The organism is Alcaligenes sp. YSL9 (assembly GCF_030515105.1).
In the GTDB taxonomy this organism is placed as follows: Bacteria; Pseudomonadota; Gammaproteobacteria; order Burkholderiales; family Burkholderiaceae_B; genus Alcaligenes; species Alcaligenes phenolicus.
Map to the genome: position 1 here is coordinate 15,975 of NZ_JALXJU010000001.1, position 15,609 is coordinate 31,583.

14 protein-coding genes and 1 tRNA gene are annotated in these 15,609 nt (G+C 57.7%); 7 read left to right on the forward strand and 8 right to left on the reverse strand.

The window, feature by feature from the left end:
• Positions 1-34 precede the first annotated feature (34 nt).
• Positions 35-110, reverse strand: a tRNA-Asn gene (locus tag M2Q46_RS00080).
• 330 nt (positions 111-440) lie between these two features.
• Here M2Q46_RS00080 and M2Q46_RS00085 point away from each other — a divergent pair.
• Complete coding sequence (locus M2Q46_RS00085; protein ID WP_026484585.1) at positions 441-1,361, forward strand: DMT family transporter; 921 nt, start codon at positions 441-443, stop codon at positions 1,359-1,361.
• An 18-nt stretch (positions 1,362-1,379) separates the two neighbouring features.
• Here M2Q46_RS00085 and M2Q46_RS00090 read toward each other — a convergent pair whose 3' ends face one another.
• On the reverse strand, positions 1,380-2,603 hold the full coding sequence (locus M2Q46_RS00090) for a patatin-like phospholipase family protein (RefSeq protein ID WP_026484584.1): 1,224 nt from the start codon (positions 2,601-2,603) through the stop codon (positions 1,380-1,382).
• A 122-nt stretch (positions 2,604-2,725) separates the two neighbouring features.
• Positions 2,726-3,631, reverse strand: coding sequence for a LysR family transcriptional regulator (locus M2Q46_RS00095; protein ID WP_035268980.1), 906 nt, complete (start codon positions 3,629-3,631; stop codon positions 2,726-2,728).
• Positions 3,632-3,731: 100 nt separating this feature from the next.
• Between M2Q46_RS00095 and M2Q46_RS00100 the strand changes: the two genes are divergently transcribed.
• Positions 3,732-4,787, forward strand: coding sequence for a YeiH family protein (locus M2Q46_RS00100; protein ID WP_026484582.1), 1,056 nt, complete (start codon positions 3,732-3,734; stop codon positions 4,785-4,787).
• A 230-nt stretch (positions 4,788-5,017) separates the two neighbouring features.
• Here M2Q46_RS00100 and M2Q46_RS00105 read toward each other — a convergent pair whose 3' ends face one another.
• Complete coding sequence (locus M2Q46_RS00105) at positions 5,018-5,398, reverse strand: SirB2 family protein (RefSeq protein ID WP_060186835.1); 381 nt, start codon at positions 5,396-5,398, stop codon at positions 5,018-5,020.
• Positions 5,399-5,515: 117 nt separating this feature from the next.
• Positions 5,516-6,382: an MBL fold metallo-hydrolase gene (locus M2Q46_RS00110; RefSeq protein WP_115634895.1), complete on the reverse strand. Its 867-nt coding sequence runs from the start codon at positions 6,380-6,382 to the stop codon at positions 5,516-5,518.
• Positions 6,383-6,456: 74 nt separating this feature from the next.
• On the opposite strand from M2Q46_RS00110, the gene M2Q46_RS00115 reads away from it, so the two are divergent.
• The 3 genes from M2Q46_RS00115 to M2Q46_RS00125 are packed head-to-tail and all read left to right on the forward strand — an operon-like array spanning position 6,457 to position 7,622.
• Positions 6,457-6,783, forward strand: coding sequence for a helix-turn-helix transcriptional regulator (locus tag M2Q46_RS00115; RefSeq protein WP_009456065.1), 327 nt, complete (start codon positions 6,457-6,459; stop codon positions 6,781-6,783).
• Entirely contained in the window at positions 6,773-7,201 is a 429-nt protein-coding gene (locus M2Q46_RS00120; protein WP_088453199.1) for a YeeE/YedE family protein, read from the forward strand. The genes M2Q46_RS00115 and M2Q46_RS00120 overlap by 11 nt, the downstream gene beginning before the upstream one ends.
• A 10-nt stretch (positions 7,202-7,211) precedes the next feature.
• On the forward strand, positions 7,212-7,622 hold the full coding sequence (locus M2Q46_RS00125; RefSeq protein ID WP_115634896.1) for a DUF6691 family protein: 411 nt from the start codon (positions 7,212-7,214) through the stop codon (positions 7,620-7,622).
• 18 nt (positions 7,623-7,640) lie between these two features.
• Here the strand turns inward: M2Q46_RS00125 and cadR are convergent, their stop codons facing one another.
• Complete coding sequence (cadR, locus tag M2Q46_RS00130; protein WP_021446839.1) at positions 7,641-8,072, reverse strand: Cd(II)/Pb(II)-responsive transcriptional regulator; 432 nt, start codon at positions 8,070-8,072, stop codon at positions 7,641-7,643.
• Between the two features lie 78 nt (positions 8,073-8,150).
• On the opposite strand from cadR, the gene M2Q46_RS00135 reads away from it, so the two are divergent.
• Both M2Q46_RS00135 and M2Q46_RS00140 read left to right on the forward strand, forming a co-directional pair.
• Positions 8,151-10,472, forward strand: a complete 2,322-nt coding sequence (locus tag M2Q46_RS00135; protein ID WP_230940664.1) for a cation-translocating P-type ATPase — start codon at positions 8,151-8,153, stop codon at positions 10,470-10,472.
• A 354-nt stretch (positions 10,473-10,826) separates the two neighbouring features.
• Positions 10,827-12,527, forward strand: coding sequence for a SulP family inorganic anion transporter (locus tag M2Q46_RS00140; RefSeq protein WP_115634898.1), 1,701 nt, complete (start codon positions 10,827-10,829; stop codon positions 12,525-12,527).
• A 118-nt stretch (positions 12,528-12,645) separates the two neighbouring features.
• Here the strand turns inward: M2Q46_RS00140 and M2Q46_RS00145 are convergent, their stop codons facing one another.
• A complete protein-coding gene (locus tag M2Q46_RS00145) occupies positions 12,646-13,755 on the reverse strand; it encodes a formylglycine-generating enzyme family protein (RefSeq protein WP_115634900.1) in 1,110 nt (369 codons plus the stop codon).
• A complete protein-coding gene (locus M2Q46_RS00150; RefSeq protein ID WP_205717080.1) occupies positions 13,742-15,463 on the reverse strand; it encodes an arylsulfatase in 1,722 nt (573 codons plus the stop codon). Before M2Q46_RS00150 ends, M2Q46_RS00145 begins: the two co-directional genes overlap by 14 nt.
• Positions 15,464-15,609: the final 146 nt, after the last annotated feature.

Consider the following 15,609-nt stretch of genomic DNA (forward strand, 5'->3'; position numbering starts at 1 on the left):
AGCAAATGCTATGGGCTGATTTCAATGGTTTTCTTGGCTCCCCGACCAGGGCTCGAACCTGGGACCTGCGGATTAACAGTCCGTCGCTCTACCGACTGAGCTATCGGGGACCAGAGAAAAAGAATATAGCATGTATTTTGTGAAATGTGCAAGTTTTCATGGAGGAACAGCACAAAAGTTTTGGCATGTTGGTGCTGTTTTCACGGGCGGGCAGGCTAAGTCCTTGTCTTTATTGGGGAGTTGGCTCGACATCGTGTCATTCGCGATATTCGGTTTTGGAGAGTCGTGCACTCTAGTGGGTCATTGGCTGCAATATTGGCAGGGTCAACGTGGCCGCTGCCAGAAGCAAAGAGTAGAATCGACGGCTTGTTGACTCTTTTTTTCGCTGGGGCCAGCAGCTCTTGTGCTGACGGTGTCGCCCTGCAAAGTGATGAATTCCCATGCAAGCTAGTCAAAGCTCCAGTGCGCAGCGCAGTTCCTTTTTAATTGGACTGGCCCTGTCGGGGGGCGGCTCTATTCTTTTCTCCGCCAAAGCGGTGGTTGCCAAGCTGACCTACCAATACGATGTCAACGCCTTGACCGTTATTGGCTTTCGAATGCTCTTGTCGCTGCCTTTCTTTCTGGCTATTGCCCTTTGGCAAGTGAAGAAAGTACGGCAGGGCAAGCTGGCCGCACTGACTGGTCGTCAGAAGCTGGAGCTGGTGGTGCTGGGCTTTCTGGGCTATTACCTGGCCAGTTTGCTGGACTTTATCGGCCTTGAATATATTTCGGCAGGGCTGGAGCGGCTGATTCTGTTTTTGTCGCCTACCTTTGTGCTGATGTTCTCCGCCATCTTTCTGAAACGACGCATTCTGCCCAAACAATGGCTGGCTCTGGCGCTGGCCTATTTAGGGGTAGGGCTGGTCTTTGTGCAGGACTTGAGCCTGACCGGCGATGATGTGCTGCTGGGTGCGCTTTGCGTGTTGGGTTCGGCCATTTCCTATGCCATCTACCTGATTGGTTCGGGCGAGCTGCTCAAGGCCATTGGTTCTACACGGCTGGTGGCTTATGCCATGTCCTTCTCGGCGGTCTACACCCTGATTCACTTTTTTGCCGTGCTGGGCTGGCAGGGGCTGGTGCAGCCTGCGCCGGTCTATGGCCTGTCCATGATTCACGCCGTCTGCAATACGGTTTTGCCGACCTTTATGACAATGTGGGCGGTGGAGCGCATAGGCGCACCCATGAGTGCTCAAATGGGGCTGATTGGCCCAGTTTCGGTTCTGTTTCTGGCGAACTGGTTTCTGGGGGAACCGATTACGCTCATGCAATTGCTGGGTACGGCCTTTGTACTCAGCGGCGCGATGGTCTTGAGCCGCCGCTAAGTCCCGGCACAGGCTGGCTTACTTGCCGTTGTTGGCCAGCCGTTTTTCGATTTCGTCGCGGTGCACGTCGTAGGTGGTGAAGCCGGCCAGGTTCTCCGGCATGTTCAGCTTGTCTCGATGGATCAGCGTCTGGCGAATATCATCCAGACCGCTACGCCAGTGCTCGCGCATGGTCATGCGACCAAACTGATAGTCCTTGTAGTGCTGCTCGTAGGGCTGGTTGCGGTAAATCAGGTGCACCACGTTGTAGCGCTTGTTGCTGGCCAGCTCTTCGGCCAGGCGGCACGGCAACAGGTCTTTGCGTTGATCTTCGGGGATCAGGGTGAGCAGCTCTGACAGGATATGACGCATGTACTGCGAATGACGCATGTCCTCGGTCACCATACGGGTACGGCTGGAGTAGCGGATCTCGTTCAAGCGGTCGCTGACTTCACCCATATTGTTGGGTACCGGGCCACGCGCACTCCACAAATCCACTTGAAACACCAGGGTGTCCCGGCGGGGTGACTGATCCAGCACATAAGAGAGCGGCGTATTGGAAACCAGACCGCCGTCCCAGTAATACTGACCATCAATTTCCACGGGGGCAAAAGCCGGAGGCAGGGCACCCGAGGCCATGAAGTGTTCGGCTCGCAAGGTGGTGCGATGGTTGTCAAAGTAAACAAAGTTGCCCGTGCCTACATTGACCGCACCTACCGAGATGCGCTGACGCTTGTCGTTGATGCGATCAAAGTCACATAAACGTTCCAGCGTGTCTTTCAGGGCGCTGGTGTCGTAATAGCTGGCACCTTCGGGCACGCCCGGTGTGGCTTGCATTGGAGGGGGGAAACGGGGGCGGAAAAAGCCACGCTGTCCCAAGACCAGGGCGTTGCTGGCATTGAAGGCGCTGATGGCCTCACGCATGACATCGTTGATACCAAAGAGGGCACGCTCCAGGCAGGCTGGGCTGGACCAGCCATAGTAGGGCTCGCAAATGGTATTCCAGAACTCCCGCAGGCGTTCTACCTGCCGCTCGGGGGGATTGCCCGCAATAATCGCGGTGTTCAAGGCCCCAATCGAAATCCCGGATAAACAGTCTGGCTCGATTCCTGCTTCCAGCAAACCTTCATATACACCGGCTTGATAGGCTCCCAAAGCGCCGCCGCCTTGCAATACCAGGGCTACCGTTTCGTAGGGTGGCAAATAAGAGGGGCGGGCAAAAGCGGGGACATCTTGCGCTTGTGGCGTAGGAACAGTGTTCATGGCATCACTCGGTTCAAGAGGTGGGCAGGAGAGCGGGACTTATGGTCCCTTCTGTTTGTGCTGCACTGCAGCAAGAATAGCATTGCTGCGGGTGTCAACCATCATCAGAATGCAAACTTGCGTCAAGTTTCCGATGCGCTTGAACCGGACTCCGGGCTGTGTACATGTTCCGCAAAAGCGCTTAACACCTGGCTACGGTAGCGTTCTTTATGCAGGACCAGGGACAGGCGGCGCTTCAAATCCAGAAAAGGGGTGTCCAGGATGCGTAGTCGCTGATTGGCAACAGCATCCAGGGTAGCTGCCTGTGGCAGGCAAGCCAGGCCCAGTCCGGCGATGACCGCCTGTTTGATGGCTTCTACCTGACCCAGCTCCATCAGCACATGGCCGCCGGGCAGCACATTCAAGGCTTGTTCGGTCAGCGCTCGGGAGGCCGAGCCACGTTCGCGCATGATCCAGCTCATGCCCGCAAAGTCCTGTTTTTCCAAGGTGGCCTTGGTAGCCAGCGGGTGATCAGGGGCGGCGCAGACGACCAGCGCATCTTCGCGCCAGATCCAGGTTTCCAACTGAGGGTGATTGACCGGGCCTTCCACGCAGGCAATGTCGCAGCCATGTTCCAGCAATTGATTGATGATGTTGGCCGTGTTGTCCACGGACACATGCAGGGACACGCGCGGGTGCTGGCGCACAAACTGCCCCACCAGATCCCCAATCAGATAGTTGCCGACGGTATTGCTGGCCCCGATGCGGATTTCACCACGCAACTCGCTTTCTTCCTGCTGGCTTTGCATCTCCCGCAGGCGCTCCAGAATTTCGCGAGCGTGCGGCAGCAATTGCTTGCCGCGGCTGGTCAGTTGCATGCGCCCCGGCGTGCGTTCAAACAGGGGACAGTCCAGCTGCTTTTCCAGTTCGGCCAAGGCCATGCTGGCGGCGGGTTGGGACAAGTGAATCTGGGCTGCGCAAGCACGCACGGTGCCCAAGGTGGCAATGCCTACGAACACTTCCAGTTGTCTGATGCTGATCGCATTCATGATAAATAAAATTGATACTTACGATAAGTAATAATGAATTTTTTAATACTCGGGGTCAACCTAAAATTACTTTTACTTATTACATATCTGGAATGACGAGATGAGCAGTGTGACCGATTTACCAGCAGGAAGCACGACCCTGAAGGCACAGGGCAAATCGGGTTTCTCTCTGAAGCCGTCGCGTTGGTGGGGTTTTTTACTGGCGGTGGCCGTAGGTGTTGCGGCTATGGGCCTGGGCAAAGTGTGGCCTTTGATTGGCGGTCCGGTTTTTGCGATTGTCTTGGGCATGGTACTGCGTAACAGCATGGGCGTGGCTACGGTGTTTCAGCCCGGTTTGCGCTTTTCGTCCAAGGTGTTGTTGCAGTGGTCGATTATTGGTCTGGGTTTTGGTTTGAGCCTGCCGCAAGTGATGCGTACCGGTATGGATTCGCTGGCGGTGACCCTGGTGACCTTGACGGTGGCGTTTGTGACGGCGCTGGTGCTGGGCCGAGCCTTGGGGATTCCTTCCAAGCTGCGCACCTTGATTGGGGTGGGGACAGCGATTTGTGGTGGCTCGGCCATTGCAGCCGTCACGCCCATTCTCAAGCCTGAGGAACATGAAACCGCACTGGCGATTTCCACCATCTTTATCTTCAATATTGTGGCTGTGCTGATTTTCCCCTTGGCCGGTCACATGATGAATATGTCGGACGCAGGTTTTGGGGTGTGGGCGGGAACCGCCATCAACGATACGTCTTCGGTAGTGGCTGCAGGCTATAGCTACAGCCGTCAGGCGGGTGACCACGCCACTATCGTCAAGTTGACTCGGGCAACCTTGATCATCCCGATTTGCCTGATTCTGGCGGGTCTGGAAGTGTGGCGTTCGCGTCAGGCTGGTCGGGACTTTGACTTGATGCGTGTGTTCCCCTGGTTCATCGTCTGGTTCATGGTGGCCTCGGCTCTGCGCTCGCTGGGTTGGGTGCCGGTGGAGTGGCTGGAACCCCTGCGTTTTCTGGCTGAGTTCCTGATGGTGCTGGCCCTGGCTGCTATTGGTTTGTGTTCGGACTTGCGTGTGATGGCCCGAGCCGGCGTGCGGCCTGCCTTGCTGGGCTTGGGAGTCTGGATCGCGGTGGCGGTCAGCAGTTTGCTGGTACAGCGTTGGATAGGTGTCTGGTAAGACAGGTATGTAAAAAGCCCCTGTCAGTGGAAGATAACTTTCACTGACAGGGGCTTTTTTGTCGCCGGACCGTCCCAAGACAAAAACTCCCCCTCGGGGGGCAGCAAGCCGAAGGCGTAGCGTGGGGGCTTTTTTTGTCGCCGGGCCGTCCCAAGACAAAAAGCTCTCCCTCGGGGGGCAGCAAGCCGAAGGCGTAGCGTGGGGGCTTTTTTTGTATGTGGGCTACTGGCTTAGACGAACCAGGACGCCGGGCTGCGATTCAGCGCCACGCCTACGATATAGGCAAAGATGGCAATCGCAATCAGGGCTGCCACGCCGCGGCTAAAGGCGGTTTTACCGCGCTTGATGGCATAGCTGCCTACCACGATGTAGACCACCAGCAGCACAATCTTGGTCAGCAGCCAGGGCTGGTTGGCGGCTGCGCCCAACATGCCGGCCAGCGCCAGACCACAGACCAGCAAGACGGTATCGATGACATGCGGGGCAATGCGCACAAAGCGATTCTGCAAACAGGATGATCCGCTGACTGACCAAAAGGCCCGAATAATGAAAAACAAAATGCTCAGCCCGGCGGCTGTCATGTGCAAGTGTTTGATGGCCACGTAAGTCATGCCTGTTATTTCCTTCTGAAGTTCAGGGTGCAGAAAAGGGCAGTATACGCAGGCTGAGCCTTAAAAGTTTTTCTACGTCCGAGCCTGTGTCTGCCCGGACGCAAAAAACAGTCGTATTCAAAGCAGATTGACGGGCAGTTTCAGATAGATCTGACCATTGCTTTCTGGTTCGGGAAAGTGTCCGGCGCGGATATTGACTTGAATGGAAGGCAGGATCAGACGCGGCATGCTCAGGGTTTTATCGCGTGCGTGGCGGCGCTCGCAAAACTGTTTCTGGCTGATGCCGTCGTGTACGTGGATGTTGCTGTCCTTCTGCTCCTGAACCGTGCAGTGGAACTGGGGCTCCCGTCCTTCAGGCGGATAATCGTGGCACATGAACAAGACCGTATCTGCGGGCAGGGCTAGCAGGCGCTGGATGGATTCATAAAGCTGGCTGGCGCTGCCACCCGGAAAGTCGCAACGGGCGGTACCGACATCGGGCAGGAACAAGGTGTCGCCCACAAATACGCCCAGACCTTGAACGTGATAGGCCATATCTGCCGGGGTATGACCGGGCACGTGCAGAGCCTGCACCTGAATGGCACCGATCTGGAACGGTTCCTGATCCTTGAACAGCGTATCGAAGGGTGTGCCGTTGGCCTGAATCTCGGACTCTATATTAAAGATGCGACTGAACGTGGACTGCACTTGCTTGATGTGTTCGCCAATGGCTATTTTCCCGCCCACCTGTTCTTGCAGCCACACCGCAGCGGACAGGTGGTCGGCATGGGCATGGGTTTCCAGAATCCATTGCACCTCCAGCTGATGCTGGCGCACAAAGTCCACGACCTTCTGGGCAGACACGGTGCTGCTGCGGCCGGAGGCGGCGTCGTAGTCCAGCACCGAGTCAATGATGGCGCATTCGCGTTGATCTTCGGCATAAACCACGTAGGTGAACGTGGACGTGTCCGTATGAAAGAAGCTGGCGACCTGGGCTTGGAGCATGTCAGACCTCTTGTTGCTTATAAAATATGAAAAGATATTATATAATAATATATATTGTATTTTTGTAGAACGTTATGAATCAAACCGAACTGGAAGCCCTGCGACAGGTAGCGGGCCGAGCCAGCAGCTTGCTGGGCAGCCTGGCCAACCCCGACCGCCTGATGATTCTGTGCACGTTGGTGCAGGGCGAATGCAATGTGGGGGAGCTGGCGCAGCGCAGTGGAATTTCACAACCTACTTTATCCCAGCAATTGACGGTTTTGCGGCGCGAAGAGCTGATTGCCAGCCGCAAAGAGGGCAAGTACGTCTATTACCGCCTGGAAAACCCGGCGGTGTTGGCTGTCATGCAAACTTTATATGGAATTTTTTGTGCCCCAGGAGGCATTGATGATCGCAATTGACTGGAGTTCCTTTACCCCGTGGAGCGCCTTGTTTGGCGGCGCTTTGATTGGTTTGGCGGCCGCTGTGCTGGTGCTGTTCAATGGTCGGGTGTTTGGCATATCCGGCCTGCTGTCGGGCACCTGGAGCGGGGAGGCGGGTGACAAGGGCTGGCGCTGGATGGCCTTGTTGGGTCTGGCGGCGGCGCCCTGGCTGTATCGCCTGGCCGGGGAAACCGTACCTGTCGTGCAGCCGCAGCCCTGGATGTGGGTGGTGGTAGCCGGTTTGCTGGTGGGGTTCGGAACCCGTTTGGGTTCGGGGTGCACCAGTGGTCATGGTGTGTGTGGTTTGTCGCGTTTGTCGCCCCGTTCTTTGGTGGCAACGCTGATGTTTATGGCCAGCGGCTTTCTGACCGTGTTTGTCTTGCGTCATCTGATCTAAGGGGCCCGCCATGCATTATTTCATCGCTTTAGTTTCCGGCCTGATTTTTGGCTTGGGTTTGTTGATTTCCGGCTTGGCCAACCCCAGCAAGGTGCTGGCGTTTCTGGATCTGGCCGGAGCCTGGGACCCGTCTTTGGCCTTGGTAATGGCCGCGGCAATTGCGGTGGCGATTGTGCCGTTCAGTCTGGCACGCCGTCGTCCTTGTGCTTTTGTGACTGGCCAGCCCATGGATCTGCCCAAGCAGCGTCAAATAGACCGTCCCTTGGTGTTGGGTGCTTTGATTTTCGGCGCTGGTTGGGGTGTGGCAGGTTTCTGCCCTGGACCGGCCATTGTGCTGGCTGCGTCGGGCGCACCGTTGGCTATTTTGTTTCTGGTCGCGATGCTGATCGGAATGTGGGCGGCAGGGCGGGTGCGTGGCTAAGGACCACGTCACACCGCCTTAGCCCAAATGGGTAGTGGGAGCCGGGACTTGATCCGGCTCCATATTCACCAATCCCTGCAAAATGCCGCAATGCTCCAGGCCACCGGCCTGTCCGCAGCGGTGACGCAGTTCAATCAGTTGTTTTTGCAGGTGTTCCAGCTCGGCAATGCGTACGGCCACATGCTCGATGTGTTCATCCAGCAAATCGTTGACCGGGGCGCAGTCTTGCGCTGGGCCGTCCATGAATGCCAGCAGGCCGCGAATTTCTTCGTGCGTCATATCCAGGCTGCGGCAGTTGCGAATAAAACGTAGCCGTTCCAGGTGGATACTGCGGTACAGGCGGTAGTTGCCCTCGCTGCGCTCCGGCTCGGGCAGCAGCCCAACTTTCTCGTAATAGCGGATGGTTTCCGTGTTGCAGTGGCTTTTTTCCGCCAACTCACCAATTTTCATTGCTTGGCCTCCAAAGGGCTTGACCTTGTAGTTACTTTAGGCTTTCTACTGGTCCCATGCAAGAAGCGAGGAACTGCTATGACATCAGCTAACAACACATCAAAGCTCGGCGTGGGGCAGTGCACAACATCAGCCTGCCAGACCGAGCACGTACATGACCATAGTCATGATCACGACCATGCGGCGGGCGATCACAGCCACGAGCATAGCCATGATCACGATCACAGCCATGCAGAACAAGCGTCGCACTCCCACGAGGGGGCGTGCTGCTCGGCACCCGCATTTGGCCCATCGGTGACCTTGGCGGCCAGTACCTCCACTCGTCTGGTCGTGCATATTGCTGATATGGACTGCCCGGCGGAAGAGAACATGATTCGCTCCGGCCTGAAAAAGCTGGATCAGGTGCAGAACCTGGGTTTTGACCTGATGCAACGTGTGTTGACCGTAGACCACGTGGATGGTGCCCGTGACAAGGTGCTGGGCGCGTTGCGCGGCCTGGGCTTTGAACCCCGCATGGCCGATGAAGAGCCTGTGAAGCAGGTATCGCCCAAGCAAGGTCTGATTCGCATTGCCGGCGCTGTGGTGCTGGCTTTGGCCGCCGAGATCAGCCACTGGCTGGCGGCCCCCGAGTGGCTGGTGATTGTTCTGGCTCTGGCCGCGATTCTGTCCGGCGGCGTGCAGGTCTACAAGAAGGGCTGGATTGCGCTGCGTAATGGTCAACTCAATATCAATGCCTTGATGAGTATTGCCGTTACCGGCGCGGTACTACTGGCCCAATGGCCTGAAGCCGCCATGGTGATGTCCTTGTTCAGCCTGGCTGAGTGGATTGAGGCTCGTTCCCTGGACCGCGCCCGTAATGCGGTGGACAGCCTGCTCAAGCTGGTTCCGGATGAAGTGCTGGTCAGTGCCGATGGCAAGGATTGGCAGCGTGTACCGGCCAATCAGGTGCAGGCAGGCTGGCAAGTGCGTGTGGCCCCTGGGGAGCGTTTTGGCCTGGATGGCAAAGTTCTGCAAGGGCTAAGCACGGTTAACCAGGCTCCTATCACGGGTGAAAGTGCCCCCGTGGACAAAGCGCCCGGTGACGAGGTTTTTGCAGGCACCATCAATGGCATGGGCGAACTGGTGTATCAGGTCCAGGCCGCGCATGATGAAACCTTGCTGGCCCGTATCACACGTTCGGTTCAGGAGGCCCAAGCCAACAAGGCTCCGATTCAGCGCTTTGTCGACCAGTTCTCCCGCATCTACACCCCGCTGGTTGTGGTGGCAGCGGCCTTGATGGCTGTGGCCTTGCCCTTGATCTGGGGTGTGAGCTGGTCGGAGTCCGTGTACCGTGCTCTGGTTCTGCTGGTGATTGCTTGCCCTTGCGCCCTGGTGATTTCCACGCCTGTGGCCGTAGTCAGTGCCCTGGCCAGTGCCGCACGTGCCGGTATTTTGATTAAAGGTGGCGTGTATCTGGAGCGGGCTCGTCAGTTGCGGTACTTGGCCGTGGACAAGACCGGCACCCTGACCTTGGGCGAGCCTTCCTTGAGCGAATATGGCAGCCTGCGTCCAAGCCTGTCGGATAGCGAAGTGCTGGACATGGCCGTTGCTCTGGCCGAGCGTTCGGATCATCCTGCCTCGCAAGCGATTGCCCGTGGCCGTGTGGCATCGGGTCTGGTGCGCCTGGATCAATTCGAAGCTTTGGCGGGTAATGGTGTGCAAGCACAAGGCACGACTGGCCAATTGCGTCTGGGCAAGCGTAGCTGGGTGCTGGGGCAGAACAAGGCTGAGTCCAGCCAGGCCGAGCAGCAAGCGGTAGAGAGCGGTGCCACCATGGTGTATCTGGGTGACGAGCACGGTCTGCTGGCCTGGTTCGCCATGATGGATACGCTGCGTCCCACCACCAGCCAGGCGATTCGCGATCTGCAAGCGCAGGGTGTTCAGGTGGAAGTGCTTTCGGGCGACCACGAGCAAGCCGTGCGTCATGTCGCCCAGCAAGCCGGAATCAAGGATTTCCGAGGTGGTTTGCTGCCACAGGACAAGCTGGACCGTATCGAGGAAAAACTGGGTAACGGTTTGGTGGCGATGGTGGGTGATGGCATCAATGATGCACCCGCCCTGGCTCGTGCCGATGTGGGTATCGCGATGGGAGCTTTGGGTTCGGACATTGCGATCGAGACCGCTGACGTGGCCTTGATGGACGATGATCTGGGCAAGATTGCCTTGCTGATGCGTCAGTCCCGAGCCTTGCATGCCGTGTTGTGGCAGAACATCAGCCTGGCTTTGGGTATCAAGGCCGTGTTCCTGGTGATGGCCCTGACCGGACAAGCCACCATGTGGATGGCCGTGTTTGCCGACGTGGGTGCCAGCTTGCTGGTGGTGCTGAACAGTTTGCGTTTGCTGCGCGCCCGCAACCCTTGAACTCCGTGTTCGTTGTCACTGAGCCCCACCTCAAAGAGGTGGGGTTTTTTTTTCGCCGGGCCGTCCCAAGGCTCGGCGCCCCCGGTAAAAAGCGCCCCCTCGGGGATGAGCCTGGACACACAGTAGTCCATTGCGGACTGCTGTGTGCCTGGCGAATCCGAGCGGCATGCAGGCCGCGAGGTGGAGCGCAAGCCGCAGGCGCAGCGTGGGGCCTTTTTTATGCCGCATCAAATAAGCCCATCACTAACGTGAAGTTTTTTTGACACGCAGTAGTATCATTAAGGCTTCATTTGGGTTGAGGCCCTGCTTGTTTCTCATCTGTGTCGAGCAGGCTGGGCATGACAAGGACGCGCGATGATTGCACTGCTGGAAGCGGGTCGAGCCGGACTCCTGGGGCGAAAACACTGGCTAAATAACCTGTTGGCTGGTTTGGTGGTGGGGGTGGTGGCCTTGCCGTTGGCCATGGCCTTCGCCATTGCCTCCGGGGTCAAGCCCGAGCAGGGTTTGTATACCGCCATTATTGCCGGTTTGGCGGTGTCTTTATTTGGCGGCAGCCGGGTGCAGATTGCCGGCCCGACGGGGGCCTTCATTGTCATTCTGTCCGGGGTGGTGGCCCAACATGGGGTGGCGGGCCTGCAAATTGCCACGCTGATGGCCGGGGTGATCTTGCTGCTGCTGGGCCTGCTGCGCCTGGGAGCCGTGATCCGCTTTATTCCCGATCCGGTCATCGTGGGTTTTACCGCCGGTATCGGGGTGATCATCTGGGTGGGCCAATGGCGGGACTTTTTTGGCCTTCCCGTCGTCGAGGGCCAGCACTTTCACGAGAAACTCTGGTTCTTGCTGCAGAACCTGCCGTCCCTGGATTGGGCAACCACACTGCTGGGGATTTTGTCTCTAGCGATTCTGATTGTCGTGCCCAAGATCCCAAGTCTGGCGCGTTTGCCCGGACCGCTGGTGGCCCTGGTGGTCATCACGCTTATCCAGGCGATTTTCCGTTTTGAGTCGGTGGCCACTATCGGCTCCAGCTTCGGTGCCTTGCCCAGTGGTTTGCCGTCGTTTCAATGGCCGGAAATTACGCTGACTCGCGTGGTGGAGCTGATCGGGCCTGCGTTTGCAATTGCCATGCTGGGTGCGATCGAGTCCTTGCTGTCCGCTGTCGTGGCCGACTCCATGACAGGGACCCGTCACGACTCCAATCAGGAATTGGTGGGCCAAGGGATTGCCAACGTGCTCTCGCCCTTGTTTGGCGGGATTGCGGCTACCGGGGCCATTGCCCGTACCGCTACCAATATCCGTAATGGCGGTGACAGCCCCATTGCCGGCGTGGTGCATGTCATTTTCCTGGTGCTGGTTCTGCTGTTGCTGGCCCCGCTGGCGGCTTATATCCCGCTGACGGTGTTGGCGGCCATTCTGTTCATGGTGGCCTGGAATATGAGTCAGGCCAAGCTGGTCGTTCGCCTGCAGCGCCGTATGCCTACCGCTGACTTGTTCATTTTGTGGGTGACTTTCGCCCTGACGGTATTTGCGGATCTGGTCGTGGCCGTCAATATTGGGGTGATTCTGGCCATGCTGTATGTGCTCAAACGCACCTCGGATGGGGTGCAAGTGCGGGCCTTGGAAGGCCGCCGTTTACAGCGGGCACTGGATTTGTCCTTCAGCCAGGAGTTGCGCCAGGATATTTCGGTGCTGACTCTGGAAGGACCATACTTCTTTGCCAGTGTGGAAGCGGTGAATCGTTCCTTGCTGACGGTGCCGGAGCAGGTTCGGGCCGTGGTCTTGCGCCTGAATTACGTGCCTTTTGTGGATGCGACGGCCATGCAGGCTTTGGAGACTGCCTTGGCGGAGCTGGAACAGCGCAATGTCATGGTGGCGCTGTGCGAGGCGAACGAGAAAGTGGGTCGCAAGCTGATTCGCATGGGTCTGTTCAAGCAGATTCACGCGCATCGCGTTTTTGATAGCTTGCAGAATGCGTGGGAAAGCGTCAGCGAGACCCTGGACCATCAGGCCGTCAAGCAAAAAGAAACGGCCACGCCTGAAACGGGAATGGCATCGTAGGCCTTGATGCCTTGCTTGTCTGCCCTGAAAGAACTTGATAGTGAACAATCCTCTCGTCAAAAGCGAGGGGATTGTTGTTTGGTGCCGGGCTTGGCAAGGGTGAGCCCGGCTTTTGAGCTTAGTTTTTTATTTCATTAAGCACCGTACGAAAGCCCACATGCTGGGTAGACATGGTGGTTTCCTGGGGTTGCCGTGAAGCTGGGCGATAGCGTACGCAGAAGTTCGCCGCACACAGAAACGAGCCGCCCTTGATGACGCCTGTTGCCGGATTTCCGTTGGCATCCGTTGCTGCCACGAGAAGGGGTTTGGGCGCCAGGGGGCGATGCTGGGGCTGCCATGCACTGCGTGTCCATTCCCAGACATTGCCGACCGAATCCCACAGGCCATAGTTATTGGCCGGGAAGCAGCCTACGGGGGCGGTGCCTTCGTAGCCATCGCGCAGCAGGTTCTGGGCGGGGAAATTACCTTGCCAGGTGTTGGCCATCAAGCGGCCGCGCACTTCAGGCGTATTGCCCCAAGGGTAGGTAGCGCCTTCCAGTCCGCCGCGCGCTGCAAACTCCCATTGCTCTTCGGTGGGCAGATCGCGTCCCAACCAGCGGGCGTAAGCCAGCGCATCCTCGTAGGCGATATGGACGACGGGATGATTGTCACGGCCGTTCAGATTGGTATCGGGACCACCGGGATGCCGCCAGTTGGCACCCGGCACCCATACCCACCAGTTGTAATTGCCGGAAGGGGCGTGCTGATTGTGTCCTTCGTGGTGATCGTGATCATGCGTTGCTGCTGGTGGTGTGAAGACGGCAGATCCGGGCTGACGATACTGCTCGGGAACCTGAACATGCGGCGGAAATTCCGGCACCCGTTCCGCCTGGGTGACATAGCCTGTGGCCGCCACAAATTGTGCGAATTGGGCATTGGTGACTTCGTGCTGGTCTATCTGAAAAGCCTGGACCTCCACGGGATGTACCGGCTTTTCTTCCGGATAGCCTTCGTCGGACCCCATCAGAAAGCGCCCCCCCGGAATGGTGACCAAACCAGCCTGATTGGCGGCTCCTTGCCTGGCCGGGCCGAAGCCTGTTGGTATGCCGTTATAGGCTTGGCAATCGTGGGCCGGAACCGGAGGAGGGAGGGTATCGGAGCCGTCTGCCGTTGCAGGCAGCGGGGCTGCTGTCAGCAGCCCGCATACCGTCAGCAGTGCCTTGGCTCGGGAGAGCTTAAAGGACTTCATCCAGATCCTTGTAGTAGTTCAGGCTGTTGCTGTAGCCAGGGCGCGAAGCCAGACCTTCAAAATCCTCCACCCCGTTGCGCTTGGCATATTGCTCGTACTCGGCAATCAGCTCTTTCAGCTTTTCAGGATGTTTTTCGGACAGGTCATTCAGCTCGGAGCGGTCTTCGACCACATTGAACAGTTCCCAGCGGTCTTTGCCCCACGGTGCATTGGCGTACACGATTTTCCAGTCACCCACGCGCATGGCGCGGCGGCCATTCAGCTCCCAGCCTTGGCGGAAGGTTTCATGGACCTGATCGCTGCGACCGGTCAGCACATCGACCATGGAGTTGCCTTGCATGGGGATGACCTGGCGGCCGCGGTACTCGCCCTTGGGCTGTTCGATCTGGGCCAAGGCCAGAATGGTGGGGGCGATGTCGGTTACATGGGCCGGAGCGCGCACAAATTCGCCCTGACGCTTGCCACCGGGTACGCGCATGATGCTAGGTACCGAGATACCGCCTTCATACATGAAGGCTTTGTACAGATTGAAGGGCGTGGAGCCAACTTGCGCCCAGCCTGGGCCGTATTCCACAAAGGAGCCGGGACGGCCCGTGTTTTCATAGCTGTTATCACGATGCTTGTGGGCCCAGGCGCGGGTTTCACCTTCATCCAGCACGGTATTGCCGTCGGCACCGTTATCGGACATGAAGATCACAACGGTGTTGTCGTACTGGCCGGTTTGCTTCAGGTGCTCGATGACACGGCCAATCTGTGCATCCATGGCTTCCACCATCGCGGCGTAGACGGCCATACGTTTGCTTTCAACACGTTGCTGTTCAGGACTCAGCTCTTTCCAGCGTGGCCAGGCCGGATTGCCCACATAGCCTTGCATATCCTGGGGCACCAGACCCAGCTTCTTCATGCGCTCCAGACGCTCCTCACGCAGCACGTCATAGCCTGCGTCATAGCGGCCTTCATATTTGCGTATGTATTCCTCGGGTGCGTGCAAGGGCCAATGGGGAGCCGTAAAGGCCAGGTAGGCGAAGAAAGGCTGGTCCTTGCGCTTGTCCGCATCGATATAAGACATCAGGCGCGAGGCAAAAAACTCGCTGGAGTAGAAGTCTTTGGGCAGTTGCACTTCCTTGCCGTTCTCGCGGTACAGGGCAACCGGTGCTTTATTGGCATCAAAGGTGATGATGCCGCTTTGGTCAAAGTGGCTGGCGCCGCCGTGCATCAAGGCGTAGGACTGGTCAAAGCCGCGATTGGGTGGGGCGACTTCCTCTTTCACGCCCAGATGCCACTTGCCCGCCATATAGGTGCGGTAGCCATTGTCTTGCAGGACCAAGGGGAAGGGCAGGGCCTGGTCGCTCAGAAAGCCTTCGTAGCCGGGCAGGGCGCGCTGCTGGGGCGTCATCAGTTCGGCCATGCCACCAAAGCCAACCTGGTGGTTGTCCGCGCCTGACATCAGCATGGCGCGGGTGGGGGAACAGAAGGGGGACGCGTAAAAGTCGGTCAGTGCTACGCCGTCTTTGACCAGGGCATCCAGGTTAGGGGTGGAAATTTCCCCGCCAAACGCGCCAATGTCTGAATATCCCAGATCATCGGCCACGATCAGCAAAATATTGGGGCGTTGTTTCTCTGTGGCTGCGTGACTGCTTAGCGTACAGGCGGCCAAAGCCAGGCCCAGCAAGCTGCGCAGTAAATAGCTAGTTTTAGTGCGTCGCATTTTCTTGTGTCTCAATCTAGTTATGTTTGTAGTGACCCTCGTCGTCTGCAGGCCTCCGATGCAAGTCGGAGATGTGTCTCTACATAAAGCCGTGGACGCGAGTGCCATAGGGCGTATTGATGGGTTTTTATACGTAAAACCATCGG

Excerpts from the sequence above, each read along its gene's own strand:
- M2Q46_RS00085 (WP_026484585.1), top strand. The coding sequence starts at position 441 with ATGCAAGCTAGTCAAAGCTCCAGTGCGCAGCGCAGTTCCTTTTTAATT.
- M2Q46_RS00090 (WP_026484584.1), bottom strand. The coding sequence starts at position 2,603 with ATGAACACTGTTCCTACGCCACAAGCGCAAGATGTCCCCGCTTTTGCC.
- M2Q46_RS00095 (WP_035268980.1), bottom strand. The coding sequence starts at position 3,631 with ATGAATGCGATCAGCATCAGACAACTGGAAGTGTTCGTAGGCATTGCC.
- M2Q46_RS00100 (WP_026484582.1), top strand. The coding sequence starts at position 3,732 with ATGAGCAGTGTGACCGATTTACCAGCAGGAAGCACGACCCTGAAGGCA.
- M2Q46_RS00105 (WP_060186835.1), bottom strand. The coding sequence starts at position 5,398 with ATGACTTACGTGGCCATCAAACACTTGCACATGACAGCCGCCGGGCTG.
- M2Q46_RS00110 (WP_115634895.1), bottom strand. The coding sequence starts at position 6,382 with ATGCTCCAAGCCCAGGTCGCCAGCTTCTTTCATACGGACACGTCCACG.
- M2Q46_RS00115 (WP_009456065.1), top strand. The coding sequence starts at position 6,457 with ATGAATCAAACCGAACTGGAAGCCCTGCGACAGGTAGCGGGCCGAGCC.
- M2Q46_RS00125 (WP_115634896.1), top strand. The coding sequence starts at position 7,212 with ATGCATTATTTCATCGCTTTAGTTTCCGGCCTGATTTTTGGCTTGGGT.
- cadR (WP_021446839.1), bottom strand. The coding sequence starts at position 8,072 with ATGAAAATTGGTGAGTTGGCGGAAAAAAGCCACTGCAACACGGAAACC.
- M2Q46_RS00135 (WP_230940664.1), top strand. The coding sequence starts at position 8,151 with ATGACATCAGCTAACAACACATCAAAGCTCGGCGTGGGGCAGTGCACA.
- M2Q46_RS00140 (WP_115634898.1), top strand. The coding sequence starts at position 10,827 with ATGATTGCACTGCTGGAAGCGGGTCGAGCCGGACTCCTGGGGCGAAAA.
- M2Q46_RS00145 (WP_115634900.1), bottom strand. The coding sequence starts at position 13,755 with ATGAAGTCCTTTAAGCTCTCCCGAGCCAAGGCACTGCTGACGGTATGC.
- M2Q46_RS00150 (WP_205717080.1), bottom strand. The coding sequence starts at position 15,463 with ATGCGACGCACTAAAACTAGCTATTTACTGCGCAGCTTGCTGGGCCTG.